The following is a 24019-nucleotide window of genomic DNA, read 5'->3' as shown; positions in this document are numbered from 1 at the left end:
GACCCGGGAGGCGCCGCCCGCGCCCCGCCGAGGGTCAGCGGCCATTGAAGGCGTCCCGCAGGCGGGAGAAGAAGCCCTGCTGGCCCGGGGCGAACTTGCCGGGCGGGCGCTCCTCGCCGCGCAGCCTGGCCAGCTCGCGCAGCAGCTCCTCCTGGGCGGGGTCGAGCTTGGCGGGGGTCTCGACGTTGACGTGGACCAGCAGGTCGCCGCGGCCGGTCTCGTTGAGCCGCTGGACGCCGCGGCCGTAGAGCGGGATCGTCTGGCCGGACTGGGTGCCGGGCCGTATGTCCAGCTCCTCGGTGCCGTCGAGGGTCTCCATGACCAGGATGGTGCCGAGCGCGGCGGCGGTCATCGGGATCTGCACGGTGCAGTGCAGGTCGTCGCCCCGCCGCTCGAAGACATCGTGCGGACGCTCGACGATCTCCAGGAACAGGTCGCCGGGCGGGCCGCCACCGGGGCCGACCTCGCCCTCGCCGGCGAGCTGGATGTGGGTGCCGTCCTCCACGCCCGCGGGGATGCGGACCTTGATGGTCCGCCGGGTGCGGACCCGGCCGTCGCCGGAGCACTCCTGGCAGGGGTTGCGGATGATCGAGCCGAAGCCGCCGCACTGGGGGCAGGGCCGGGACGTCATGACCTGGCCGAGGAAGGACCTGGTGACCTGGGAGACCTCGCCGCGGCCGTGGCACATGTCGCAGGTGTCGGGGTGGGTGCCGGGCGCGGCGCCCGCGCCCGAGCAGACCTCGCAGAGCACGGCGGTGTCGACGACCAGCTCGCGGGTGGTGCCGAAGGCCGCCTCGCGCAGGTCCAGCTCCACGCGGATGGTGGCGTTGCGGCCCCGGCGGGCGCGCGAGCGCGGCCCGCGACCGCCGCCGCCGGCCGCCGCGCCGAAGAAGGCGTCCATGATGTCGCTGAACGGGAAGCCCGCGCCGAAGCCCCCGGCGCCCGCGCCCCCGCCGGGAGCGAACGGGTCGGCACCCATGTCGTACATCTGCCGCTTGCTGGGATCGGACAGGACCTCGTAGGCCTGCGTGATCTCCTTGAACCTCTCCTGCGTCTCAGGATCGGGGTTCACGTCGGGGTGCAGCTCGCGCGCCAGCCTGCGGTAGGCCTTCTTGATCTCCTCCGCACTGGCGTCACGGCGTACCCCGAGGGTGCCGTAGTAGTCGCTCTTAGCCACTTAGTTGACCTCTTAGGATGCAGCCAGGATCTGGCTGACGTAGCGTGCCACCGCGCGCACCGCGCCCATCGTGACCGGGTAGTCCATTCGCGTCGGGCCCAGCACGCCGAGCCTGGCCAGTTGCTTGTCCCCCGAACCGTACCCGGCGACGACGATGGACGTGCCCTGGAGACCGGTGTAGGGGTTCTCCGAGCCGATCCGCACCGTCAGCGCCGACAGGTCCGAGGTCTCTCCGAGCAGGCGCATCAGCACGACCTGCTCCTCCAAGGCCTCCAGCACGTCACGGAGGCCGACGCTGAGGTCGGCTCCCGCGAGGTTGGCCGCCCCGGCGAAGACGATCTTCTCATCATGCCGCTCGACCAGCGACTCCAGCAGTACCGACAGGATCGTGGCGGCGAGCGGGCGGTCCTCGGTCGGGAGCCGCGAGGGCAGATCGGCCACCCTGTCGGGGACCTCGGTCAGCCCGCAGCCGTCGAGGGAGGCGTTGAGGGTCGCGCGCAGGTGCGCGACGCGGGTCTCGTCGACCACCTCGGGCAGCTCGACGACGCGCTGCTCGACCCGGCCGGTGTTGGTGATGAGGACGAACATCAGCCGGCGCTCGCTCAGCGGGACCAGCTCGACGTGCCGGACCGTGGAGTGCGTCAGCGTGGGGTACTGCACCACGGCGACCTGGCGGGTGAGCTGCGCCAGCAGCCGCACCGTGCGGGTCACGACGTCGTCGATGTCCACCGCGCCGGCGAGGAAGCTCTCGATCGCTCTTCGCTCCGCGCCCGACAGCGGCTTGACCTGGGAGAGCCGGTCGACGAACAGCCGGTAGCCCTTGTCGGTGGGCACCCGCCCCGCGCTGGTGTGCGGCTGGGCGATGTATCCCTGCTCCTCCAGCACCGCCATGTCGTTGCGGATGGTGGCGGGCGAGACGCCGAGGTTGTGCCGCTCGGCGAGCGCCTTCGACCCCACCGGCTCGTTGGTGGACACGTAGTCCTCGACGATGGCCCGAAGCACCGCAAGCCTGCGGTCATCGACCAACGTGCTCACCTCCTTGCCCTGCGCCGAACCGGGAACGCGGAGTCTGGCACTCTGTGTTCCCGAGTGCCAAGTGTACGGCTCTTGCCGACGGGGTGCGATAAGGCGACGGCCCTTTGCTAGCGTCCCCTTGATCGGCGAGGTGCGAGGAGGTGCGGCCGGCGTGTACGAACGCGACGTGCTGGCGGGTGACTGGCGGCGTCCGGGCAGGGGGACGATCCCGCAGGTCCCCGCCGAGATCGACCTGGTCGTGGAGGACGCCGACGGCGGCTTCTGCGGCGCCGTGGTGGCCTGCGACAAGGAGGCCGTCACCCTGGAGGACCGTTTCGGGCGGCGGCGCGTGTTCCCGCTGGAGCCGGCCGCGTTCCTGCTGGAGGGCCGGGTCGTGACCCTGGTACGGCCGGCCGCCGCGCCCCGCGCCCCGCGGCGCAGCGCCTCCGGCTCCGTCGCCGTGGAGGGGCTGCGCGCCCGGGTGGCCAGGGAGAGCCGGATCTACGTCGAGGGCGTGCACGACGCCGCGCTGGTGGAGAAGGTCTGGGGCCACGACCTGCGCGTCGAGGGCGTGGTGGTGGAGTACCTCGAAGGGGTGGACCACCTGCCGGAGATCGTCGAGGAGTTCGGGCCGGGCCCGGAGCGCCGCCTGGGCGTGCTGGTCGACCACCTGGTCGCCGGGTCCAAGGAGAGCCGGATCGCCGACCGGGTGGCCTCGCCGTACGTGCTGGTCGTCGGGCACCCGTTCGTGGACGTCTGGCAGGCGGTCAAGCCGTCGGTGCTGGGAATCGGCGCCTGGCCGCGGGTGCCGCGCGGCGTGCCGTGGAAGGAGGGGGTCATCGCCGCCCTGGGCTGGGACCTCGCCCCGGCCGACGCCTGGCGGCGCATCCTCGGCTCGGTCACCACCTACGCCGACCTGGAGCCGGAGCTCCTCGGCCCGGTCGAGCGGCTCATCGACTTCGTGACCGTCCCGCAGGAGGACGGCTGAGACCGGCGCCCGGCGCGGTCAGGTGAGGTCGCGGACCAGGGCGTCGGCCAGCAGCCGGCCGCGCAGCGTCAGCACCGCCCGGCCCGCCTTGAACGGCTCGACCTCCAGCAGCCCGTCGGCCAGCGCCCGGGCGACCACCGGCGGCCGCTCGATCTCCGCCAGGGGGAAGCCCTGGGCGAGCCGCAACTCCAGCATCAGCCGCTCGACCGTCCTGTCCTCGGCCGACAGCACCTCGCGAGCGTGGGCGGGCGAGACGCCCTCGGCCAGGCGGCGGGCGTAGGCGGCCGGGTGCTTGACGTTCCACCAGCGGGTGCCGCCCACGTGGCTGTGCGCGCCGGGACCGACGCCCCACCAGTCGCCGCCCGTCCAGTAGAGGAGGTTGTGCCGGCAGCGCGCGGCCTCCGAGGTCGCCCAGTTGGACACCTCGTACCAGCCGAAGCCCGCCTCGGCGAGCATGGCGTCGGCGATGAGGTAGCGGTCGGCGGCCACGTCGTCGTCGGGCATCGGCAGCTCGCCGCGCCTGATCCTGGCCGCCAGGCGGGTGCCGTCCTCCACGATCAGCGAGTAGGCCGACACGTGGTCGGGCCCCGCCTCGATCGCCGCGGCCAGCGAGGCCCGCCAGTCGTCGTCGCTCTCGCCGGGCGTGCCGTAGATCAGGTCGAGGTTGACGTGGCCGAACCCGGCCTCCCTGGCCTCCCGTACGGCGTGCGCCGCCCGGCCGGGGGTGTGGCCGCGCTCCAGCACCCGCAGCACGTGCTCGCGGGCGCTCTGCATGCCGAAGCTCACCCGGGTGAACCCTCCGTCGCGCAGCCCGGCGAGGTAGGCCGGGTCCACCGACTCGGGGTTGGCCTCGGTGGTCACCTCGGCGCCGGGGGCGAGCCCGAACTCCTCGTCGATCGCGCCGAGGATGCGGACCAGGTCGGCCGCGGGCAGCAGGGTGGGGGTGCCGCCTCCGAAGAACACCGTCTCGACCGGCAGGTCCGCGTCGCCGAGGACGGCTCGCGCCCGCCGCACCTCCGCGACGGCGGTCGCGGCGTAGTCGGCGTGCGAGGCGCCGGGCCCCAGCTCGGAGGCGGTGTAGGTGTTGAAGTCGCAGTAGCCGCAGCGGGTCACGCAGAACGGCACGTGGACGTAGAAGCCGAACGGCCGCTCACCGAGCCCGCGCAGTGCGCTGCCGGGGAGCCGGCCGGAGGCCGGTACGGGGTCGCCGTCGGGAAGTGTGGATGGCACGGGTCAAGTCTGCCGCCCCGGGACGGATGCCCGGTACCGCGCCCCCACCGCCCGGGCGGCCTCGTCGTACGCGCCGATCGCCGGGACCCCGCCCGCCGCTTCCCCGGCGGCGGGCGGCGGGCGGCGGAGACCCTACTTCTTGGTCTTGTCGGCGGAGGACTCGGTGGACAGCGCGGCGACGAAGGCCTCCTGGGGGACCTCCACCCGGCCGACCATCTTCATCCGCTTCTTGCCTTCCTTCTGCTTCTCCAGCAGCTTGCGCTTACGGGAGATGTCGCCGCCGTAGCACTTGGCGAGGACGTCCTTGCGGATGGCGCGGATGTTCTCGCGGGCGATGACCCGGGCGCCGATCGCGGCCTGGATCGGCACCTCGAACTGCTGCCTCGGGATGAGCTCGCGCAGCTTCTTGGCCATCTCCACGCCGTAGCCGTACGCCTTGTCCTTGTGGACGATGGCGCTGAAGGCGTCGACGGCCTCGCCCTGGAGCAGGATGTCGACCTTCACCAGCTCGGCCTCCTGCTCGCCGTGCGGCTCGTAGTCGAGCGAGGCGTAGCCGCGGGTGCGGGACTTGAGCTGGTCGAAGAAGTCAAAGATGATCTCGCCGAGCGGCATGGTGTAGCGGATCTCGACGCGGTCCTCGGACAGGTAGTCCATGCCCTGCAGGGCGCCCCGGCGGTTCTGGCAGAGCTCCATGATGGCGCCGATGAACTCCGACGGGACCAGCACGGTCGCCTTCGTCACCGGCTCGAAGACCTTGTCCACCTTGCCGGTGGGGAACTCCGAGGGGTTGGTGACGTCGACCTCCTTGCCGTCCTCCATGATCACCCGGTAGACCACGTTGGGCGCGGTGGAGATGAGCGAGAGGTTGAACTCCCGCTCCAGGCGCTCGCGGACGATCTCCATGTGGAGCAGGCCGAGGAAGCCGCAGCGGAAGCCGAAGCCCAGGGCGGCGGAGGTCTCCGGCTCGTAGACCAGGGCGGCGTCGTTGAGCTGGAGCTTGTCCAGGGCCTCGCGCAGCTCGGGGTAGTCGTCGCCGTCGATCGGGTACAGGCCGGAGAAGACCATCGGCTTGGGATGCTCGTAGCCGCCGAGCGGCTCGGTGGCGCCCCGGGCGGCCGACGTCACCGTGTCACCGACCCGCGACTGGCGGACGTCCTTCACGCCGGTGATGAGGTAGCCCACCTCGCCGACGCCCAGGCCCTTCTCCGCGATCTTCGGCTCCGGCGAGATGACGCCGATCTCCAGCGTCTCGTGCGAGACGCCGGTGGACATCATCTGGATGCGCTCGCGCTTGCCCAGGTGGCCGTCCATGACGCGGACGTAGGTGACCACGCCGCGGTAGGTGTCGTAGACCGAGTCGAAGATCAGCGCGCGGGCGGCGGCGTCGGCGTCGCCGACCGGGGCCGGCACCTGCCGGACCACGTGGTCCAGCAACTCCCGGACGCCCTCGCCGGTCTTGCCGGAGACCTTCAGCACATCCTCCGGCTCGCAGCCGATGAGGTGGGCCAGCTCGGCGGCGTACTTCTCCGGCTGGGCGGCGGGCAGGTCGATCTTGTTGAGCACCGGGATGATCGTCAGGTCGGCGTTCATCGCCAGGTAGAGGTTGGCCAGCGTCTGCGCCTCGATGCCCTGCGCCGCGTCGACCAGCAGGATCGCGCCCTCGCACGCCTGCAGCGACCGGGAGACCTCGTAGGTGAAGTCGACGTGCCCCGGAGTGTCGATCATGTTGAGGACGTAGTCGGTCTCGCCGGCCTTCCACGGCAGCCGGACCGCCTGCGACTTGATGGTGATGCCGCGCTCGCGCTCGATGTCCATCCGGTCGAGGTACTGGGCGCGCATGGAGCGGTCGTCGACCACGCCGGTGATCTGCAGCATGCGGTCGGCAAGGGTGGACTTGCCGTGGTCGATGTGCGCGATGATGCAGAAATTGCGGATCACCGCGGGATCGGTCTGGCCAGGCTGAATGCGCACCGGTGTCCGTTTCGCAGTATTGACGAGATCTACGGCTGGCATCCCAGCCGTCTTCCATGGTGACATGTCCGGGTGATTGCCCGGACCAGAGCACGGCGCGGCCTGCGGTTTCTCGCGGTGGTGGCGGCCGTCCTCCTTGTGCTCCCGGGGGTGGCCGCGGCCACCCTCACCCTGCAGTTTACCGGGACCCCGGCGTCCTGGGCGAAGACGAGCGGCCACGACGCCCTGTGGCTGGGCCACGCCTGGGTGGACGGCCGCAAGAGCGCGGCGGACCTCAAACGCCTGGCCGACCGGCTGCGCCGGACCGGGATCAAGGACGTGTACGTCCACACCGGGCCGTTCAACGCCGACGGCTCGCTGCCCGACCGGAGTCCCGGGGCGCGCGACCTCGTGAAGCGGTGGCACGCCGAGTTGCCGGACGTGCGGGTGTCGGCGTGGCTCGGGCAGAAGGTGGACGGCTTCCTGGACCTCGACGACCGGGCCGTCCGTGACCGGGTCGTGGAGAGCGCGCGCTCGGTCATGGCGCTGGGCTTCGACGGCGTCCACTACAACTTCGAGCCGGTCGGCGACGGCGACGCCGACTTCCTGGACCTGCTGGAGCGCACCCGCCCGGTCCTCGGCGACGGCCCGCTGTCCACCTCCACCCCGCAGATCGAGCCGTTCCCGCTGACCCGGCCGGTGGTGCGGGGCGTCATCGGCCACGACAAGTACTGGTCGCCGGACTACTTCCGCCAGGTCGCGGCCCGCGTCGACCAGGTCGCGATCATGACCTACGACTCCTTCCTCCCCTCCGAGCTGCTCTACGGCGGCCACGTCGTACGGCAGGCCGTCTTCGCCCTGGACCTCGTGCCCCCGGACAAGACGCTGCTCATCGGCGCGCCCGCCTACCACGACCACGCCATGTCGTGGTCCGACGGGGCCGAGAGCGTCGCGACGGCGGCGCGGGGCGCGCGGCTGGCGCTGACCGCCCACGGCGAGCGCCGCGAGCGGTTCGGGCTGGCGCTGTACGTGGACTTCGCCGCCACGGAACAGGACTGGGAGGAGTACCGGCGGTTCTGGTTCCGGCCCTGACGGAAGAAGGGTAAGCTTGTCGGGCATCCTTCTGACCCGGCTGTCGATTTGAGCGATCGTCCGGTCCGTTGGTAGCCTGTTCAACTGCGTGTGGCGCGCCCTCTCTGCCCGCGCGCCCCACTCCGACAACTTTCACCGAGGCTTCTTCGTGGCGAACATCAAGTCCCAGATCAAGCGCAACCGGCAGAACGAGAAGGCCCGGCTGCGTAACAAGGCTGTCAAGTCGTCCCTGAAGACGGCGATCCGCAAGTTCCGCGAGGCCGCCGAGCAGGGCAATGTCGACGAGGCCATCGTGCTGCAGCGCGCCGCCTCCCGCCAGCTGGACAAGGCCGCCAGCAAGGGCGTCATCCACAAGAACCAGGCTGCCAACCGCAAGTCGGCGATCGCCCAGCGCGTCGCCGCCCTGTCGGCCGCCAAGTAATACCGGTTCTTTCGGAGCGCCGCGTCCCCTCGGGGCCGCGGCGCTCCGGCATTTCCGGCCCGCCCCGTATCCCGCCCCGCCCGCCTCCGGGCCGCCGGCCGCCCACCGCGTCCGCCGCGTACCGCGAGCGGGCGAGGCCGGCCGTTCGTACGCCCCGGTCCCGTGCCGGCGCCGGCCGGGGCGGCCGGGTTCCCTTTCGTGGATCGTCCCGCCTGCGGCGGGGATCCACGGAACAGAACCTACCGACCGGTACGGCTGGCGACGACGGTCTGGATCATGTGCTCCAGCGCGTAGGCCGGGTCGGCGCCGCCGCCCTTGACCTGGGCGTCGGCCGCGGCGACGGCCTGCAGGGCGCGGGCGATGCCCTCGGGGCCCCAGCCGTTCAGCTGCTTCCTGGTCCGATCGATCTTCCACGGCGGCATGCCGAGGTGGCTCGCGAGCTGCCCGCCCCGCAGGTTGCGCGGGGCGCCGCCCACCTTGGCCAGCGAGCGCAGGCTCCCCGCGAGCGCGCTGACCAGCAGGACCGGGGCCGTGCCGGTGGCCAGCGCCCAGCGGAGCTGCTCCAGCGCGTCCCCCAGCCGGCCCTCCACGGCCGAGTCGGCCACGGTGAACCCGCTGACCTCCGCCTGCCCCCGGTGGTAGCGGGCGACGGCGGCCTCGTCGATGGTCTTGCCCGGGGTGTCGAAGGCGAGCTGGTTGCAGGCCGCGGCCAGCTCCCGCAGGTCGTTGCCGACCGCGTCGAGCAGCGCGGCCGCCGCGTCCGCGCCGATGGACCGCCCTGCCCGCTTCATCTCGGTCCTGATGAACGCCAGCCGCTCGGCCGGCTTGGTCAGCTTCGTGACGGTGACCACGTGGGCGCCGGCCTTCTTGACGCCGTCGGCCAGTGCCTTGCCCTTGGCCCCGCCGGCGTGCGCGAGCACCAGCACGGTGTCCTCGGCCGGGTGGGCGGTGTAGGAGACGATCTCGGTGACGACGTCCTTGACGAGGTCCTGGGCGGAGCGGATCACCACCACGGTCCCGCCGCCGAACAGCGACGGCGAGGACAACCGGGTCAGCTCCCCCGGCTCGACCTTCGACCCGACCAGGTCGTGGACCTCCGCGCCGGAGTCGGCGGCACGGCACGCCGCGATCACCTCGCCCACCGCGCGATCGGCCAGCAACTCCTCGTCGCCGACCACCAGTGTCACCCGTGCCGGGTCGTTCGCCGCCATGCCCAGCAGCATGCCACGTGCGGGTGACCGAATCGCAATCAGCAAGCCGTTCGCGACCCGGACGCGGTCGTCCTCGGGCACGCTGTGGAGCAGCCGAGGGAGTTGACATCCTCCCCACGGCTGAAGCCCGGGGTCTCCACGCTCAAGGAGTTTCGATGAACCCCATGATGCGCTCCGCCGTCTGCCGTAACACCTGCCCGCGCTGCGGGTCGCCTCTTGACGAGGGGCCCGTCGTGTACCGCTGCGCGTGCTGCGGCCGTTCGGTCTACGCCGCCGACGTGAACACCGAGTTCCGCCGCCCGGCCCCGGCCTCCGCCTCGGCCCTGGCTCCGCCCCCCGCTCTGGCCCCGGCCCCGGCCCCGGCTCTGACCTGAGCCAGGGCCGGAAGGCGCCCGGCGGAATCCGGCGGGGCCTCACGGCGGTGGACCGCGCCCCCTGACGACGATCGCCAGGCCGTCCTTCCCGGCCACCACGGCGAGATCTCCTGACAGGTCGGTGCGGTAGACCCGCACGCCCAGGTGACCGAGCCGGGCCAGGGTCGCGGGGGCGGGGTGACCGTAGTCGTTGCCCGCTCCGACGCTGATCAGCGCGGCCCGGGCACCGGTGGCCGCGAGGAAGCCGGGGTCGCCCCTGGCGGACCCGTGGTGAGGGACCTTGAGGACGTCGGCCCTGGGCAGGCCCCGTCGCAGCAGCTCCGCCTGGGCCTCCGTCTCGGCGTCCCCGCTGAGCAGCGCCGACCCCGCCGCCCAGCTCACGTGGACCACGACGCTGGCGTTGTTCACGGCCGTCTCCTCCCCTCCGCCGGCGGCGGGCGCGCCCTCCGGCGGGCCGATGACCGTGAGCCGGGAGGGGCCGAAGGTCCAGCTCACGCCCGGCCGCGCCGCCCACTCGGGAATCCGCCGGCGGGCGAGGTCGCCGCTCAGCCGGAGCCGTCCGGGCCCGGATCCCCCGTGCGGGGTGACGACCACCGCTCCCACCTCGCGCCCCCGGAGGACCCCGTCCAGGCCGCCGATGTGGTCGAGGTGCGGATGGGTGAGGATGACCAGCGGCACCTGGCGGATCCCCATGGCGCGCAGGCACCGATCGGTGGACACCGGATCGGGCCCGGCGTCGACCACCACGGCCCGCCCGGGGCCGGCGGCGACCAGGAGGGCGTCTCCCTGGCCGACGTCGCAGGCGACCAGCAGCCAGCGTTCGGGCGGCCAGCGGGACATGGCCGGCCCGGCCACGGCCACCGCGGCGGCCGCGCCGGCCGCCAGGGCGAGGACGACCAGGCGCGGCCGCCGGTGGCGCAGCACCAGGACGGCGGCGGGCACGGTGACGGCCAGCGCCACCAGACCGGGCACGCCGCCCGGCCACGGGATCACCGCCAGCGGGAGCCCGGCGGCCCGCCCGGCCACCGCGATGATCCACCCGGTGGCCAGCCCCGCAGGGCGGACCAGCAGCCGGGCGAGATCCATCTGCACGGGGGCGACCAGCGCGGCGAGGAACCCGATCAGCGTGGCGGGCGCGACGGCGGGCCCGGCGAGGAGGTTCGCCGGGATCGCCACCGGTTCGAGCTGCCCGGCCATCAGGACCAGCACGGGGGTGACGGCGGCCTGCGCCGCCGCGGGCACGGCGACCGCCTCCGCCGCCCAGCGGGGCAGCCGGGTGGCGAGGCGGTCGCGCCAGCGCGGTGCGAGGAGCAGGATGCCGCCCGTGGCGCAGACCGACAGCGCGAAGCCGTAGGAGCGGGCGAGGGCGGGGTCGAAGAGGATCAGCCCGAGAACCGTCGCCGACAGGGCCGCCACCCCGTCGCGGGACCGGCCGGTGCCCAGCGCCACCACCGCGACGAGGCCCATGACGAGGGCGCGCAGCACGCTGGGCGACGGCCGGGCCACCACGGCGAAGGAGAGCATGGCCACCGCCGCGAGCACCGCCCTGGCCGGCAGGGGGAGCCCCGCGACACGTGCCAGGGCGATCGCCGCTCCGGCCACGATCGCCAGGTTGGCTCCGGAGACCGCGGTGAGGTGGCTGAGCCCGGCGGCTTTGAAGTCGGCCGTGACCTGCCGGTCCATCCCGGAGACGTCACCGGCCACCAGTCCGGGCAGCAGACCGCGCTCGTCGGGCGGCAGCACCGCGGCGGCCTCCCGCAGGCCGGAGCGGAGCGCCCCGGCCACCCGCTGCTCCCAGGAGGGCGCGCCCAGGACCCGCGGCGGCCCGCGCACGAGCACCACGGCGGCGAGCAGCTCGGCGGAGTCCGCGTGGACGAACCGGCCCCGGACGGCGACCCGCTGGCTGGGCAGCAGCGGCCGCCACTCCCCGCCCGTGGTGAGCAGCATCACCGGGGCGCGCAACGCCACCCTGCCGCGCGCCGTCTCGACCGACTCGACCCTCGCGGGCACCGCGAAGCTCTCCCCGCGGTAGGGGCCCGCGCGCCGGGGCAGCTCCCGGGGGTCTCCCGTCAGCACCGCCTCGATCCCCGCCGGGACTCCGCTCCTGACGAGCTCGGCCACCGGGCCCGTGCCGACGGCGTGGACCCGGAACGCCACCGTCCCGGCGACCGCGGCGACGCAGCCCAGCACCGCGAGGGCCGTGTTCCGCCAGGCGGGGTGCGTTCTCAGCACACGCGCGCCCGCGGCCGTACCGAGGGCCGCCACGGCGGCGAGCACGGCGGTGACGGCGCCCGCCGGTGCCGGGCAGCCCAGAAGGACGAGGGCGGTCGCCCACGAGGCGAGTGCGGGCAGGGCGAGTCGCGGAGTCCGGCCGAGGATCCGCGCCACACCCTCCGCACGATCCCTCCCGTCGAGGGTCCGCACCACATCCCGCGCTCGGCTCCTCCGGCCGAGAATCCGCGCCACACCCCGCATCCGGTCCCTCCGGCCGAGAATCCGCGTCACACCCGCACCCTGTCCTTCATCTCGGCGTACTTCCGATCGCCGATGCCGCTGACCTCGCGGAGTTGCTCCACGGCGCGGAACCCGCCGTGCCCGTCGCGGTATTCGACGATGCGGCGGGCCAGCACCTCGCCGACGCCCGGCAGCTGTTCGAGCTGTTGCGGGGTGGCGGTGTTGAGGTCGATGACGGCCTCCGCGGGATCGGCCCCGGCCGGCGCGGCGGCGGGTCCCGGTGCGCCGACGTCGATCTGCTCGCCGTCGACGAGTCTGCGGGCGAGGTTGAGGTGGCCGGTGCCGGCCCCCCGGCGGACGCCCCCGGCGGCCCGGACCGCGTCGGTGACCCGGGAACCCGCGGGCAGGGTGATCACACCCGGACGGCGGACCTTGCCGGTGATGTGGACCACGACCTCGGGGACGGCTCCGGGGGCCCGGCCGGCTCCCGCGGCACCCGGCCCCGGCGGCTCCGGGCCCTGCCGCGCGAGGTCAGGCGACGCGGAGGGAATCGGGGGCGCCGGAGCCGCGAGCGGAGCGCCGGAGACGGGGACGGGCGGGGTGAGCGGCTCGGGCTCGGGCTGGGACCGCCAGGCGTAGAGACCGCCCGCGACGGCCGCGGCCAGGGCGATGAGGAGGAGCAGGCGCAGGCCGGGGCCGCTCGGTGCGAGCGCGGGGGCCTGCGCGGCGATGGCCGTACGGAGGGCCTCGAAGGAGGTGGGGACGGAAGGGGGGACGGGTGCGGAACGCGGACGCGCGACGGAACCGCCGGGCAGAGGAGCGCCCGGCGAGGACGGATCGTCCGCGAGCGGAGACAGGCCGCCGGACCGGAGCGGGCCTCCAGTTCGGAGCGGACCGCCGGGCGGCGCGAATGAGCCACCCGGCGGGAGCGAGCCGGCGGGCGGCGTGAACGGGTCGCCAGGCCGGAACTGGCCGGGTGAGGGCGGGCCGGCGGGGCCGGGCGCCGTCAGCGCCCGCAGCCGCGACTCGGCCCGGAACCGCTCGGTGTCGTGGTCGGTGATCCGCACATCCGGGACGCTACGGCGGCCTCGCCGACCGTATCCGGGCCGAATCCCGTTCTGGGGACAACCCGCCCTCCCTGGACGGCCTGTGGAAAAGCCCGCCCGGTTTCGCCCGGTCCCGGCGCCGCGGGGAGACGCGGGCTCCCAAGGCCCTACGCCTGAGGAAGCCGGGTAAGGGGTTCAGCAGTGCGGGGAGACCGTCAGGCCCAGCATGCCGGGGCCCACGTGGGCGCCGATCACCGCGCCGACCTCCACCACGGTCACCGAGGCGAGTCCGGGGACGCGCTGGGGCAGCCGCGCGGCCATGGCGCCGGCACGGTCCTCCGCGGCGAGGTGCTGGACGGCGATGTCCACCGGACCGCTCCCCGCGGCCTGGACGGCGAGGTCCTCCAGGCGGGCGATGGCCCGGGAGGCGGTGCGGACCTTCTCCAGGGGGACGATCACGCCGTCGGCGATGTGCAACAGCGGCTTGGTCCGCAGTGCGGAGCCGAGCAGCGTGGCCGCCGCGCCGATCCGGCCTCCCCTTCGCAGGTGTTCGAGGGTGTCGACGTAGAAGAAGCTGCGGGTCGCCTTCATGCGGCGGCGGGCGGCGTCGGCCACCTCGGTACGGGTGGCGCCCCGCGCGGCGGCCTCGGCGGCGGCGAGGACGGGGAAGCCGAGGCCCATGGCGATCGACTCGCTGTCGACGACCTCGACGGGAACCAGCGAGTCCTCGGCCCCGGCGCGGGCCGCCTCGACCGTGCCGGACATCTCCCCCGACAGGTGGATGGAGACGATCCCGGCCGCGCCCCGCGCTGCGGCGGCCTCGTAGGCGTCCGCGAAGCGCTGGGGCGCGGGCCTGGAGGTCGTCACCGGAGCCCACTCGCCGAGCGCGTCGTTCATCCCCGCGCCGTCGATCTGGGCCACGTCGTCGAGTCCTCTGCCGCCGACGACGACCTGCAACGGCACCACGGTGATCCCCAGGCGGGAGACGGCCTCCTCGGGGAGGTAGGCGGTGGAGTCGGTGACGACGGCGACCGATGGCGGCATATGCCGAGATTACCCGGCGGGACCGGCCGGATGCGGGGCGCCGTCGCCGGACCCGGCGGGCGGTGCCGCGGTGACCGGCCCGGCCCGATCACGGGATCGCCGGGCCACCCCGCTCATCGGGCCATCCGGGTGACCGCCTCGACCACCGGATCGCCTTGATCGCTGGATCGGCCCGTCCACCGGGCCACCCCGGTGACCGGACCACCCTGATCACGGGAGCAGCCCGTTCACCGGACCGGGACGGTCACTGGACCGGGACGCCGCCGCGCCAGACGCGGCGGGGCTTGAGACCGAAGGCCCAGGCGAAGGCGCCCTCGTGGTCGGCGTCCCACTGGACGATGTCGGCCAGCCGTCCGGGGGCCAGGACGCCCCGGTCGGGGGCGCCCAGGACGGTGGCTCCGCCGAGGGTGGCCGCGCGGAGCGCGTCGCCGACGCTCATGCCGAAGGCCGCCACGGCGAGGCTGATGACCAGGGACATCGAGGTGATGCCGCAGTGGCCGGGGTTGTGGTCGCTGCCGAGCGCGACCGTGACGCCCTGGCCCAGCATCCGGCGCACCGGGGGCAGGCTGCCGTGCTGGAGGGCGGTGCCCGGGCAGACCACGGCGGGAACGCCGTACCTGGCCATCAGCGCGATGTCGTCGTCGGAGGTGTGGTGGAGCAGGTCGGCCGACGCGCAGCCCATCTCCGCGGCGAGCTGCACGGCGCCGCGGCGGCTGTGGACACCGGCGTGGATGCGGGGCAACAGGCCGACGTTGCGGCCGGAGGCGAGCACCCAGCGGGCCTCGTCGGTGGTGAAGTGGCCCTCGTCGCAGTAGACGTCGACGCTGTCGGCCCCGGCCGCCGCCGCGTCGGCGCACCAGGAGCCCACGGCCTCGACGTAGTCGCGCTGGCGGCCGAAGTACTCCGGAGGGACGACGTTCGCGGCCATGAACGTGACGTGCACGCGCGGCATCATCGGCTCCTTCTCCAGCTCGCGCAGGAGCCGCACGTCGGCCAGCTCGCCGTCGCGGGTGAGGTGGTAGCCGGTCTTGGCCTCGACGGTGGTGGTGCCGCTGAGCAGCCACTCGCGCAGGCGCTCGCGGACGCCGTTGCACATGGTCCACGGGTCGGTGCCGCGGGTCACCGTGACGGTGGAGCCGACACCGCCGCCGGCGGCGGTGATCGCGGACATCGACGAGCCGCTGGAGCGCATCGCCATCTCGGCGTAGCGGTTGCCCGCGTAGACCGGGTGGGTGTGGGCGTCGATCAGGCCGGGGGTGACCAGCGCGCCGCCGAGGTTCTCCACGTGGTCGACGTCGACGATGTCGTCCACCACACCGGGAACGCTCTGCGGGAGGTCGGCCGCGCGGCCGACCCAGGCGATCCGGTCGTTGTGCACGAGGATCGCGCCGTTGCTGCAGACGTCGTTGCCGGTCCAGAGCCGGCCGATGTTGGTCAGGAGGCGGACCGTCATCGCATCACCGCCTTGTGCGCGGGGGGAGGCGTCGGGGAGGAGACCTGTCGCGACCGGGCCGGGCCGCCCCGGCCGGTGCCGGACGCCGTGCCCGCCGGGATCGCTGTGCATCCGGACGACATCGGGGGGTCTCCTGCTCTTATCCGCTTGCTCGTTGATGGGGCGGCGGTGGCGCCGGGATCATGATCAGGCGATTTCAGTTCAGTTACGTTATTTCACAAGTGAGCTTGCTGTACAGGCTAATTGGGAAGAACGCCGTTTCACCGTGACCACCACCCACCGGCCGACCCGGGAGCCGCGCCCGGAGTGAGGGACCCTCTCGCAGCTCAGGCCACTTTTTCCTCATCCGTAACAGCGGACCCCGGGACACCTTCCGGCGTGCCGTCTTGCCGAAGTTTTTATCATGGCGATCCCGCCCTCGGCGGGAAAATGTCGCTTTTAACAACTTCTGTACGGTTTCTCGGAACCCTCAGTCCATTCCATCAAGGCCCCCGGCCGCAAGCGGAACCATTGAAATCCGGCCGGCGGAATATCTAGCCTGAGCACCCGCGGCGACGGGGACGCCTCCGGCGCGTGGCCGGAAACGGTCACCCCGGCGGGCGCGGAACCACCCGGCGCGTACGGCCCGCACGCCGCGGAACCATCCCGCACCATCCCGCGCGTACGGCTCCGCACGGCGGAGGACCGAGGGCGTCACGACGGGTCCGCGCGACGGCCCCGGGGCGCCCCCTCCCGCCAAGCCTCCCTACCAGCACAAATGCCATCGAAGCGGGGTCCAGCATGTAATCTTTCGTGGAACCACCCGTCAGCTGTAAGCATGGGAGCTACCTTGTCGGTCTCCGCGGACGCCGGTCGGCATCGCATCGAAACACTTCTGGCCACGCATGAAGACCAGATCTTCAGGCGTTGGCTCGAGATAGCGGGAGCTTCCTCCAGCGGGCACGTCGACCGTGGAAACCTCAACGGTCAGCTTCGTGAACTCTACAACGCCCTCGTCCGGTCCTTCGGCGACTCCGGCGACCCGGACGGCTCCAGCGAACTGCGCGGGCTGCTCGCCGAGCTCTCCCGCAACCGCGCCCGCCAGGGCTTCACCCCGACCGAGACCGCCACCGTGGTGTTCGGGCTGAAGGAGGCGATCTACGAGAGCGTCAGCGACGACGGCTCCTCCGAGGCGCTGCAGGGCTTCCTCTGGTTCTCCCGGCTCGTCGACGACCTGGGCCTCTTCACCATGGAGACCTACAGCGCGACCCGAGAGAAGATCATCCTCGACCAGGCCGAGCAGCTCCTCGAGCTCTCCACTCCCGTGGTCAAGCTCTGGGAGGGCATCGTCGCCGTACCGCTGGTCGGCACGCTCGACTCGGCCAGGACCCAGGTCGTGATGGAGAAGCTGCTGCAGACGCTGGTGGACACCGGCTCCGAGCACGCGGTCATCGACATCACGGGCGTGCCCGCGGTGGACACCCAGGTCGCCCAGCACCTCCTCAAGACGGTGGTGGCGGCCCGGCTGATGGGCGCCGAGTGCGTGATCTCCGGCATCCGCCCGCAGATCGCCCACACCATCGTCACGCTGGGCATCGAGTTCGGCGACATCGTGACCAAGGCCACGCTCGCCGACGCCCTCGCCCACGCGCTGCGCGAGAGCGGCGTCGAGATCGTCCGAAATCGCGGGTCCCGCGTCGCCCTGCGGACCGTGGAGGAGTGATGGATCGCGTACCCGTCCTCAAGCTCGGCGACATCCTGATCGTCTCCATCCAGATCGACCTCCAGGACCAGAGCGTGCTCGCGCTCCAGGAGGACCTGGCGAACAAGGTGGTGGAGACCGGCGCCCGCGGTGTGATCATCGACATCACCGCGGTGGAGATCGTCGACTCGTTCATCGGCCGCATGCTGGCGACCATCGCGGCCATCTCCCGCATGCTCGACGCCGAGACGGTCGTCGTGGGCATGCGGCCCGCCGTGGCGATCACCCTCGTGGAGCTGGGCCTTTCGCTGGGCGGCGTGCGCACCGCCCTCAACCTCGAAAAGGGTGTCGCATTGCTGAACCACATCGACGGCTCCGAGATCGCCACGGCAGCACGGTGACTACCCCCGCCGAGCTGCCCATCCACGGCAACAGCGACATCGTGCTGGTCCGTCAGCGCGTCAGGACCGCCGCCGTGGAGGTCGGCCTCTCTCTCGTCGACCAGACGAAGGTCGTGACCGCGGCCAGTGAACTGGCCCGTAACGCCCTGGTCTACGCGGGAGGCGGGCAGGTTCGGATCGAGGTCGTGCACAACGGCGTGCGACGGGGCCTGCGGCTCGCCTTCAGCGACGACGGCCCCGGCATTCCCGACCTCGACCAGGCGCTCACCGACGGGTGGACCACCGGCGGCGGGCTCGGGCTCGGGCTCAGCGGTTCACGCCGGCTGATGGACGAGTTCGAGCTCAAGTCGGCTCCCGGCGAGGGGACGCTGGTGACGGTGACCAAATGGGCAAGGTGATCCGTTCCCAGAACGACACCTGGCGGCGGGCCGAGGACGCCAGCGCGATCGGCGCCCTGCGGCGGGTCGCGGTCGCGCTCGCCGAGGCGCGGGGGTTCGGTGAGGAGGACGCCGGGCGGGTCGCGGTCGCGGTGAGCGAGGCGGCGTCCAACCTGGTCAAGCACGCGGTCGAGGGGGTCATGCTGATCCGGCCGCACCCGGAGATGCCCGAGGCGATCGAGGTCGTCGCGCTCGACCGGGGTCCGGGCATGCGCGACGTCACCCGCGCCCTGCGCGACGGCTACTCCACCACGGGCACCCTCGGCATCGGCCTCGGCGGCATCGCCCGCATGGCCGATGGGTACGAGGTTCATTCCATGCCCGGCCGGGGCACTGTGCTCGGCATGTACTTCGCCACCCGCGGCGCCCCGCGGCCCGCGGCCCGGGTCAGCGGGGTCACTCGCCCCATCGGTGAGGAGATGGTCTGTGGCGACGCGTTCGCGGTCGTCGAGACCGGCACCACGACGACCGTGATGCTCTGCGACGGGCTCGGGCACGGAAGTTTCGCGGCCCAGGCGTCGCAGGAGGCGGTGCGGCTGTTCCTGAAGGACGCGGACCAGTCCCCGGTCACCATCCTCGAACGGCTGCACGGCGGCATGCGGCAGACCAGGGGCGGCGCCGCGGCGGTGGCCCACGTCGACCGGGCCGCGGGCAGGATCACCTTCGCCGGGCTCGGCAACGTCTCCGCCTGGATCGCCTCCCAGGACGGCCGCCAGGGGATGATCTCGGTGCCGGGCATCGCCGGGCACCAGGCCCGTACCCTGCGCCAGTACGAATACGACATGCCGCCGGAAGGCGTGGTCGTGCTCCACTCCGACGGGCTGTCGGACCGGTGGGACATCACCTCCTATCCGGGGCTCGTCACCCGCTCCCCCTCCGTCGTCGCCGCCACGCTGCTGCGGGACGCCGGGACCCGCAGGGACGACGCCTGCGTGGTCGCGGTGAGGACCGGCACATGACGGGCCGGACGGCCGGCGAGGAGCTGATCCGGATCCGTGTCCGTGACGACTCCGACATCTTCGTCATGCGGAAGCTCGGCCGCGAGGCGGCGGAGGCGGTCGGGCTGGCCTCCCAGGACCAGATCCGGGTGGCCACCGCTCTGAGCGAGATCAGCCGGGAGGTGCTGGGCGAGGGTCGCGAGGCGTACGCCGCGTTCCTGCTGGACGGCGAGGCCCTGGTCGTGACCATTGATCTTCCCGCGACAACCGGTTTCCGGTCGGCGGACGGCGTGACGCTGGCGGGGCGTCTCCTCGACGAGATCGAGTTCGACCCCGCCGGGGGACGGGTGACGATGCTGAAACGGCTTCCCGCGGGGCGGCCCGACCGTTCGGTGGCTGAGATCCGCGCGCGGCTCGCCAGGCTGACACCGGCGACCGCCGTCGACGAGCTGCGGCATCAGAACCGCGAGCTCGCCGAGACCCTCCAGGAGGTCCTGCAGCTCAACGCCGAGCTCCAGGAGACCAACCAGGGCGTGGTCGCCCTGTACAACCAGCTCTCCGAGGAGTTGGAGGAGACCAACCGCGGCGTGGTCGCCCTGTACGCCGAGCTCGACGAGAAGTCCCGGCAGCTCCGGGCGGCGAGCGACGCCAAGAACAGGTTCTGGGCCACGGTCAGCCACGAGCTGCGCACCCCGCTGAACTCGATCATCGGCCTCGTCCGGCTCCTGGTGGGCCCCGGGGGCGAGCCGCTGGCCGAGGAGCAGCATCACCAGATCCAGCTCATCGGCTCCTCGGCCGAGACGTTGCTGACGATGGTCAGCGAGCTGCTCGACATGGCCAAGGCCGAGTCCGGGCGGCTCGAACCGCATCCGTCCCGGGTCGACCTCGTCGCGCTGACCGAGCGGTTGCGGATGACGCTGCGCCCCACCAGCGGAAACGACCGGATCACGCTCTCGGTGGACGCCCCCGGCGAGGCGTCGGAGATGCTGGTGGACGAGGTGATGCTCACCCGGATCCTGCGGAACCTGCTGTCCAACGCGCTGAAGTTCACCCAGGAGGGCGAGGTCAGGCTCGACGTGCGGGCCGACGCCCCCACCCAGGAGATGGTCTTCACCGTGACCGACACCGGCGTCGGCATCCCCGAGGAGCACCTGGAGCGTGTCTTCGAGGAGTTCTTCCAGGTCCCGGGACCGATCCAGGTGCAGGTGAAGGGCACCGGCCTCGGCCTGCCGTACGCGCGCCGCCTGGCCGAGGCGATGGGTGGCACGCTCCAACTGGACAGCGCCCTCGGCGAGGGCACCCGGGTCACCGTACGGCTGCCGCACCGGCAGGACGGGGAGCCGGTGGTCGGGCGGATCCTCGTCGTCGACGACAACGAGGAGTTCCGGGCCACCGTGCGGCGCATGCTCGCCGGGTTCGCCGCCCACGTCGACGAGGCCCCGGACGGGGAGGTCGCGCTGGAGATGATGAGGCACGAGCGGCCCGACCTCGCGCTGGTGGACCTGCTCATGCCCCGCCTCGACGGCGCGGCGCTGATCGAGCGGATGGCCTCCGACGAGCGGCTACGCGACGTACCGGTGATCGTCGTGACCCTCGCGACCTCCCACCAGTACCCCCAGGGCGTCAGCAGAGTCCTGTCCAAGCAGGGACTGCGGAAGGAAAACCTGCTGGAGACCGTACGAGAGGCTCTGGGGCGTGACGATGCCTGACGGACCGGCGACCGTGCTGGTCGTGGACGACACACCGACCAAGCTCTACATCCTGTCCAGCTGGCTGCGCCGCTCCGGGCACGAGGTGCTGCAGGCCACCGGCGGCGTGGAGGCGCTGGGCAAGGTCCGGGACCTCCGCCCCGACCTGGTGGTCCTGGACGTACGGCTGCCCGACATGAGCGGCTACGAGGTCTGCGAGCGGATCAAGGCCGACGAGGCGACGTCCTCGATCCCGGTCATCCAGATCTCCGGGGCGGCGATCACCCCCGCCGACCGGACCCAGGGGCTGGAACGCGGGGCCGACGCCTACCTCGCCGAGCCGGTCGAGCCGGACGAGTTCGCCGCCACGGTCGAGGCGACGCTGCGCTACTACCGTGCCCGGCAGCGGGCCGAGCGGATGGCGGACCGGCTGGCGACCCTCACCGAGGTCACCCTGGAGATGAACTCCGCCGACACCTTCGAGGCCCTGCTGAGCACGGCCGTCGAGGGCGCCTCCCGGATCCTCGGCCGGCGTGCCGGGGCGCTGGCGATCCCGCCGGACGGCCGGACCCGCAGGTTCGTCGTGATGCCGCCGTCCACCGTGGCCGTCTCCAGGGCCGTCGCTCCCGACCTGCTGCTCCGGATCGGCGCGATGTCGCTGGGCAACGCCGCGGGGACCCAGGTGTTCACGGCCCCGGCGGATGAGTGGCTGAAGATGATGCCCGACGCCGGCGTCGACGACGGCGGCAGTGCCACGGCCGTGTTCTGCCGGACCAAGGTCGGCCGCCCGCCGGTCTGCCTGGGGGTGTACGCGGCCCCGCCGCTGGACCCCGACGAGACCAACATCCTGCGCCAGCTCGGCCAGGCCCTGGCCCTCACCGCCGACGCCCTCCGCGCCTACGCCGAGGAGCACGCGATCGCCCTGACGCTGCAGCGGAGTCTGTTGCCGGCGCGGATCCCGGACACCCCGGGGCTGGAGATCAGCTGGCGTTACCAGCCGGCCGTCGACAACATCGAGGTCGGCGGCGACTTCTACGAGGTGCTGCGGCTGGGCGACCGGGTCCTGCTGGCCATCGGCGACGTGCAGGGACACTCCCTGCTGGCCGCGACGGTCATGGCGGAGCTCCGCCACGCGCTGCGCGCCTCCCTGCTCGGCCCCGTGGACCTGGGCGCGTCCATGGCGTTGCTGAACAACGTGCTGCGGTGCTACCACCCGCGCATGACCGCGACCGTGTGCCTGGTCCTGATCGATCCGGCGACCGGCGAGATGGAGATCGCCAACGCGGGGCACATCCCGCCGCTGCTGATCGGCGGCGAGACCCGCTACCACGGTCTGGGCAACCTGCTGCTGGGGGTGGCGGACGAGACCTACCGCGTCGACCGGCTCACCCTGGGCGAGGAGGAGTCCGTGCTGATGTTCACCGACGGGCTCATCGAGGACCGCGACAAACTGCTCGACGAGAGCCTGGAGATCGTGCGGTCCATGGCCGAGGCGCCCGACGAGGACCTGGAGCTGTTCTGCGACCGGCTGATCCGGCAGTTCGGCGCCCGCGAGGACGACGTCGCCCTCGTGGCGTTCTGCCGCACGAAGGCCGCCTGAGACCGCGCGAAGACCCCGGGACCGTACGAAGGGGCTTGGGACCGTACGAAGGCCGCCCGGGACGGCGGGCGCCTCGCGGGCCCGGTTCGGGACGAAGACCGCCGGAGGACCTCGGACACGGCTCGGGGCCGGTCCGGCGACGCGGACCGGCCCCGAGGGGACGGCGGCTCAGACGGTCTCGACCGGCTTGGCGGTCCGCTCCAGCTCCGCGAAGAGGCTGGGCATGACCCTGGCGTGCAGGATCGTGCCGTCCTCGGTGTGCTCCACGTCGATGACCTCGCCCTCGGCGTGGGCGCGGGAGATCAGGTCACCGCGCTGGTACGGCACCAGCATCCTGACCTCCTGGTCGAAGCGGGGCAGCTCGCGCTCGATGACGGCCATCAGCTCGTCGATCCCGGCGCCGGTGCGGGCCGAGACCACGACGGTGTGCTTCTCCCGCGCGGTCAGCTGGGCCAGCACCACCGGGTCGGCGACGTCGGCCTTGTTGATGACCACGATCTCCGGGATGTCCAGCGCGCCCTCGATGTCGGAGAGCACGGATCGCACGGCGGCGAGCTGGGACTCCGGGTCGGGGTGCGAGCCGTCCACCACGTGCAGGATCAGGTCGGCGTCGCCGACCTCCTCCAGCGTGGAACGGAACGCCTCGACGAGCTGGTGCGGCAGGTGCCGGACGAACCCGACGGTGTCGGCCAGCGTGAACAGGCGGCCGTCGGGGGTGTGCGCCCGGCGGACGGTCGGGTCCAGCGTGGCGAACAGCGCGTCCTCGACCAGCACGCCGGCGCCGGTCAGCCGGTTCAGCAGGGACGACTTGCCGGCGTTGGTGTAACCGGCGATGGCCACGGCGGGGACCTCGCGCTGCACTCGGCGTGCCCGCTTGGTCTCCCTCGCGGTGGTCATCTCGGCGATCTGCCGGCGCAGCTTGGCCATCCGCTCGCGGATCCGGCGGCGGTCCAGCTCGATCTTCGTCTCACCGGGGCCGCGGCCGCCGATGCCGACGCCGCCCGCGGCCCGCCCGCCGACCTGACGGGACAGGTTGCCACCCCAGCCGCGCAGCCGCGGCAGCAGGTAGTTGAGCTGGGCCAGCTCGACCTGGGCCTTGCCCTCGCGGCTCTTGGCGTGCTGGGCGAAGATGTCCAGGATCAGCATGGTCCGGTCGATGACCTTGACCTTGACGACGTCTTCGAGCTGGCGGAGCTGGCCGGGGCTCAGCTCACCGTCGCAGATGACGGTGTCGGCGCCGGTGACCGAGACGACGTCGGCGAGCTCCTGCGCCTTCCCCGAGCCGATGTAGGTCGCCGTGTCGGGCTTCTGACGGCGCTGGATCAGACCTTCCAGCACCTCGGAACCCGCGGTCTCGGCGAGCAGCTTCAGCTCCAGGAGTGAGTTCTCGGCGTCCACCGCCGTGCCGGAGGTCCAGACGCCGACCAGGACGACCCGCTCGAGTCGCAGCCGGCGGTATTCGACCTCGGTGATGTCCTCAAGCTCGGTGGAGAGTCCCACGACCCGGCGCAGTGCCTGGCGGTCCGCCAGGTCCAGCTCACCGGTGTCGATCGGCTCGTCGAACAGGTCGATGTCCAGCGGCTCACGAGTGTCTATGTCGTTGCTCCATTCAGATGCATGGTTCATACGCGTCCTCATCTCACAGAGAACAACGCCTGAACCCTCCGGGTATCTTCCCTCGATGGTGCCACGCGGGCACCGCCATTCTCACCCGGTTATCGGCTGTTTCGCGGTAAGGACCCGCAGCGCGTCCCGGCCGTTCCGCCGCCGCCGGGCCGGGATCCGCGCCGCCCGCCGCCCGCCGTACGCAGGTCGGGCCG

Annotated in this window: 19 protein-coding genes and 1 pseudogene; 10 read left to right on the top strand and 10 right to left on the bottom strand. The window is 72.6% G+C overall.

The annotated features are described in order from the left end of the window. Positions 1 to 34: 34 nt before the first annotated feature. Positions 35 to 1177, bottom strand: coding sequence for a molecular chaperone DnaJ (gene dnaJ, locus ACQP10_RS10060; RefSeq protein ID WP_346020648.1), 1143 nt, complete (start codon positions 1175 to 1177; stop codon positions 35 to 37). Between the two features lie 12 nt (positions 1178 to 1189). Then, complete coding sequence (hrcA, locus tag ACQP10_RS10055) at positions 1190 to 2203, bottom strand: heat-inducible transcriptional repressor HrcA (protein WP_189245084.1); 1014 nt, start codon at positions 2201 to 2203, stop codon at positions 1190 to 1192. A gap of 160 nt (positions 2204 to 2363) precedes the next feature. On the opposite strand from hrcA, the gene ACQP10_RS10050 reads away from it, so the two are divergent. After that, a complete protein-coding gene (locus tag ACQP10_RS10050) occupies positions 2364 to 3179 on the top strand; it encodes a DUF3097 domain-containing protein (RefSeq protein ID WP_179818803.1) in 816 nt (271 codons plus the stop codon). A gap of 18 nt (positions 3180 to 3197) precedes the next feature. Here ACQP10_RS10050 and hemW read toward each other — a convergent pair whose 3' ends face one another. Further along, complete coding sequence (hemW, locus tag ACQP10_RS10045) at positions 3198 to 4409, bottom strand: radical SAM family heme chaperone HemW (protein ID WP_346020649.1); 1212 nt, start codon at positions 4407 to 4409, stop codon at positions 3198 to 3200. A gap of 132 nt (positions 4410 to 4541) precedes the next feature. Continuing rightward, complete coding sequence (gene lepA / locus ACQP10_RS10040; RefSeq protein ID WP_389997312.1) at positions 4542 to 6422, bottom strand: translation elongation factor 4; 1881 nt, start codon at positions 6420 to 6422, stop codon at positions 4542 to 4544. A gap of 30 nt (positions 6423 to 6452) precedes the next feature. Between lepA and ACQP10_RS10035 the strand changes: the two genes are divergently transcribed. Both ACQP10_RS10035 and rpsT read left to right on the top strand, forming a co-directional pair. Beyond that, positions 6453 to 7451, top strand: a complete 999-nt coding sequence (locus tag ACQP10_RS10035) for a hypothetical protein (protein WP_346020651.1) — start codon at positions 6453 to 6455, stop codon at positions 7449 to 7451. Positions 7452 to 7599: 148 nt separating this feature from the next. After that, on the top strand, positions 7600 to 7872 hold the full coding sequence (gene rpsT / locus ACQP10_RS10030) for a 30S ribosomal protein S20 (RefSeq protein ID WP_179818807.1): 273 nt from the start codon (positions 7600 to 7602) through the stop codon (positions 7870 to 7872). 239 nt (positions 7873 to 8111) lie between these two features. On the opposite strand, the gene holA is transcribed toward rpsT, so the two are convergent. After that, positions 8112 to 9083 carry a DNA polymerase III subunit delta gene (gene holA / locus ACQP10_RS10025; protein WP_346020652.1) on the bottom strand — a complete coding sequence of 324 codons (972 nt, stop codon included), beginning with the start codon at positions 9081 to 9083 and terminating at the stop codon, positions 8112 to 8114. 155 nt (positions 9084 to 9238) lie between these two features. Here holA and ACQP10_RS10020 point away from each other — a divergent pair, with 155 nt between their 5' ends. After that, positions 9239 to 9457, top strand: coding sequence for a hypothetical protein (locus ACQP10_RS10020; RefSeq protein ID WP_346020653.1), 219 nt, complete (start codon positions 9239 to 9241; stop codon positions 9455 to 9457). Positions 9458 to 9496: 39 nt separating this feature from the next. On the opposite strand, the gene ACQP10_RS10015 is transcribed toward ACQP10_RS10020, so the two are convergent. The 4 genes from ACQP10_RS10015 to ACQP10_RS10000 form a co-directional block, all read right to left on the bottom strand. Beyond that, positions 9497 to 11845, bottom strand: coding sequence for a ComEC/Rec2 family competence protein (locus tag ACQP10_RS10015; protein WP_433541257.1), 2349 nt, complete (start codon positions 11843 to 11845; stop codon positions 9497 to 9499). A 113-nt stretch (positions 11846 to 11958) separates the two neighbouring features. Continuing rightward, complete coding sequence (locus ACQP10_RS10010; RefSeq protein ID WP_346020655.1) at positions 11959 to 12978, bottom strand: ComEA family DNA-binding protein; 1020 nt, start codon at positions 12976 to 12978, stop codon at positions 11959 to 11961. A 174-nt stretch (positions 12979 to 13152) separates the two neighbouring features. Further along, positions 13153 to 14001 carry a DegV family protein gene (locus ACQP10_RS10005; protein WP_346020656.1) on the bottom strand — a complete coding sequence of 283 codons (849 nt, stop codon included), beginning with the start codon at positions 13999 to 14001 and terminating at the stop codon, positions 13153 to 13155. 244 nt (positions 14002 to 14245) lie between these two features. Further along, entirely contained in the window at positions 14246 to 15454 is a 1209-nt protein-coding gene (locus ACQP10_RS10000; RefSeq protein ID WP_179818810.1) for an amidohydrolase family protein, read from the bottom strand. Between the two features lie 757 nt (positions 15455 to 16211). On the opposite strand from ACQP10_RS10000, the pseudogene ACQP10_RS09995 reads away from it, so the two are divergent. The 6 genes and pseudogenes from ACQP10_RS09995 to ACQP10_RS09970 all read left to right on the top strand — a co-directional run. Continuing rightward, positions 16212 to 17012, top strand: a pseudogene (locus ACQP10_RS09995) (STAS domain-containing protein); the annotation flags it as partial. A gap of 143 nt (positions 17013 to 17155) precedes the next feature. Then, positions 17156 to 17536, top strand: a complete 381-nt coding sequence (locus ACQP10_RS09990) for an STAS domain-containing protein (RefSeq protein ID WP_218911627.1) — start codon at positions 17156 to 17158, stop codon at positions 17534 to 17536. Continuing rightward, entirely contained in the window at positions 17533 to 17934 is a 402-nt protein-coding gene (locus ACQP10_RS09985) for an anti-sigma regulatory factor (RefSeq protein WP_346020658.1), read from the top strand. Before ACQP10_RS09990 ends, ACQP10_RS09985 begins: the two co-directional genes overlap by 4 nt. Next, positions 17922 to 18932 carry an ATP-binding protein gene (locus ACQP10_RS09980; RefSeq protein WP_399499721.1) on the top strand — a complete coding sequence of 337 codons (1011 nt, stop codon included), beginning with the start codon at positions 17922 to 17924 and terminating at the stop codon, positions 18930 to 18932. Before ACQP10_RS09985 ends, ACQP10_RS09980 begins: the two co-directional genes overlap by 13 nt. Next, a complete protein-coding gene (locus ACQP10_RS09975) occupies positions 18929 to 20620 on the top strand; it encodes a hybrid sensor histidine kinase/response regulator (RefSeq protein ID WP_399499722.1) in 1692 nt (563 codons plus the stop codon). Before ACQP10_RS09980 ends, ACQP10_RS09975 begins: the two co-directional genes overlap by 4 nt. Further along, entirely contained in the window at positions 20613 to 22199 is a 1587-nt protein-coding gene (locus ACQP10_RS09970; RefSeq protein WP_433541892.1) for a SpoIIE family protein phosphatase, read from the top strand. Before ACQP10_RS09975 ends, ACQP10_RS09970 begins: the two co-directional genes overlap by 8 nt. A 168-nt stretch (positions 22200 to 22367) precedes the next feature. On the opposite strand, the gene hflX is transcribed toward ACQP10_RS09970, so the two are convergent. Then, positions 22368 to 23825: a GTPase HflX gene (gene hflX, locus ACQP10_RS09965; protein WP_346020661.1), complete on the bottom strand. Its 1458-nt coding sequence runs from the start codon at positions 23823 to 23825 to the stop codon at positions 22368 to 22370. Positions 23826 to 24019 lie beyond the last annotated feature (194 nt).

The sequence above is a fragment of the Streptosporangium sandarakinum genome (genome assembly GCF_050942225.1).
Lineage (GTDB): Bacteria > Actinomycetota > Actinomycetes > Streptosporangiales > Streptosporangiaceae > Streptosporangium > Streptosporangium nondiastaticum.
This window is presented reverse-complemented; position numbering and strand designations above follow the sequence as displayed.

Coding starts and splice junctions, on each gene's coding strand:
- lepA (WP_389997312.1), bottom strand. CDS start 6,422: ATGCCAGCCGTAGATCTCGTCAATACTGCGAAACGGACACCGGTGCGC.
- holA (WP_346020652.1), bottom strand. CDS start 9,083: ATGGCGGCGAACGACCCGGCACGGGTGACACTGGTGGTCGGCGACGAG.
- ACQP10_RS10020 (WP_346020653.1), top strand. CDS start 9,239: ATGAACCCCATGATGCGCTCCGCCGTCTGCCGTAACACCTGCCCGCGC.
- ACQP10_RS10005 (WP_346020656.1), bottom strand. CDS start 14,001: ATGCCGCCATCGGTCGCCGTCGTCACCGACTCCACCGCCTACCTCCCC.
- ACQP10_RS10000 (WP_179818810.1), bottom strand. CDS start 15,454: ATGACGGTCCGCCTCCTGACCAACATCGGCCGGCTCTGGACCGGCAAC.
- ACQP10_RS09990 (WP_218911627.1), top strand. CDS start 17,156: ATGGATCGCGTACCCGTCCTCAAGCTCGGCGACATCCTGATCGTCTCC.
- ACQP10_RS09980 (WP_399499721.1), top strand. CDS start 17,922: ATGGGCAAGGTGATCCGTTCCCAGAACGACACCTGGCGGCGGGCCGAG.
- ACQP10_RS09975 (WP_399499722.1), top strand. CDS start 18,929: ATGACGGGCCGGACGGCCGGCGAGGAGCTGATCCGGATCCGTGTCCGT.
- ACQP10_RS09970 (WP_433541892.1), top strand. CDS start 20,613: ATGCCTGACGGACCGGCGACCGTGCTGGTCGTGGACGACACACCGACC.
- hflX (WP_346020661.1), bottom strand. CDS start 23,825: ATGAACCATGCATCTGAATGGAGCAACGACATAGACACTCGTGAGCCG.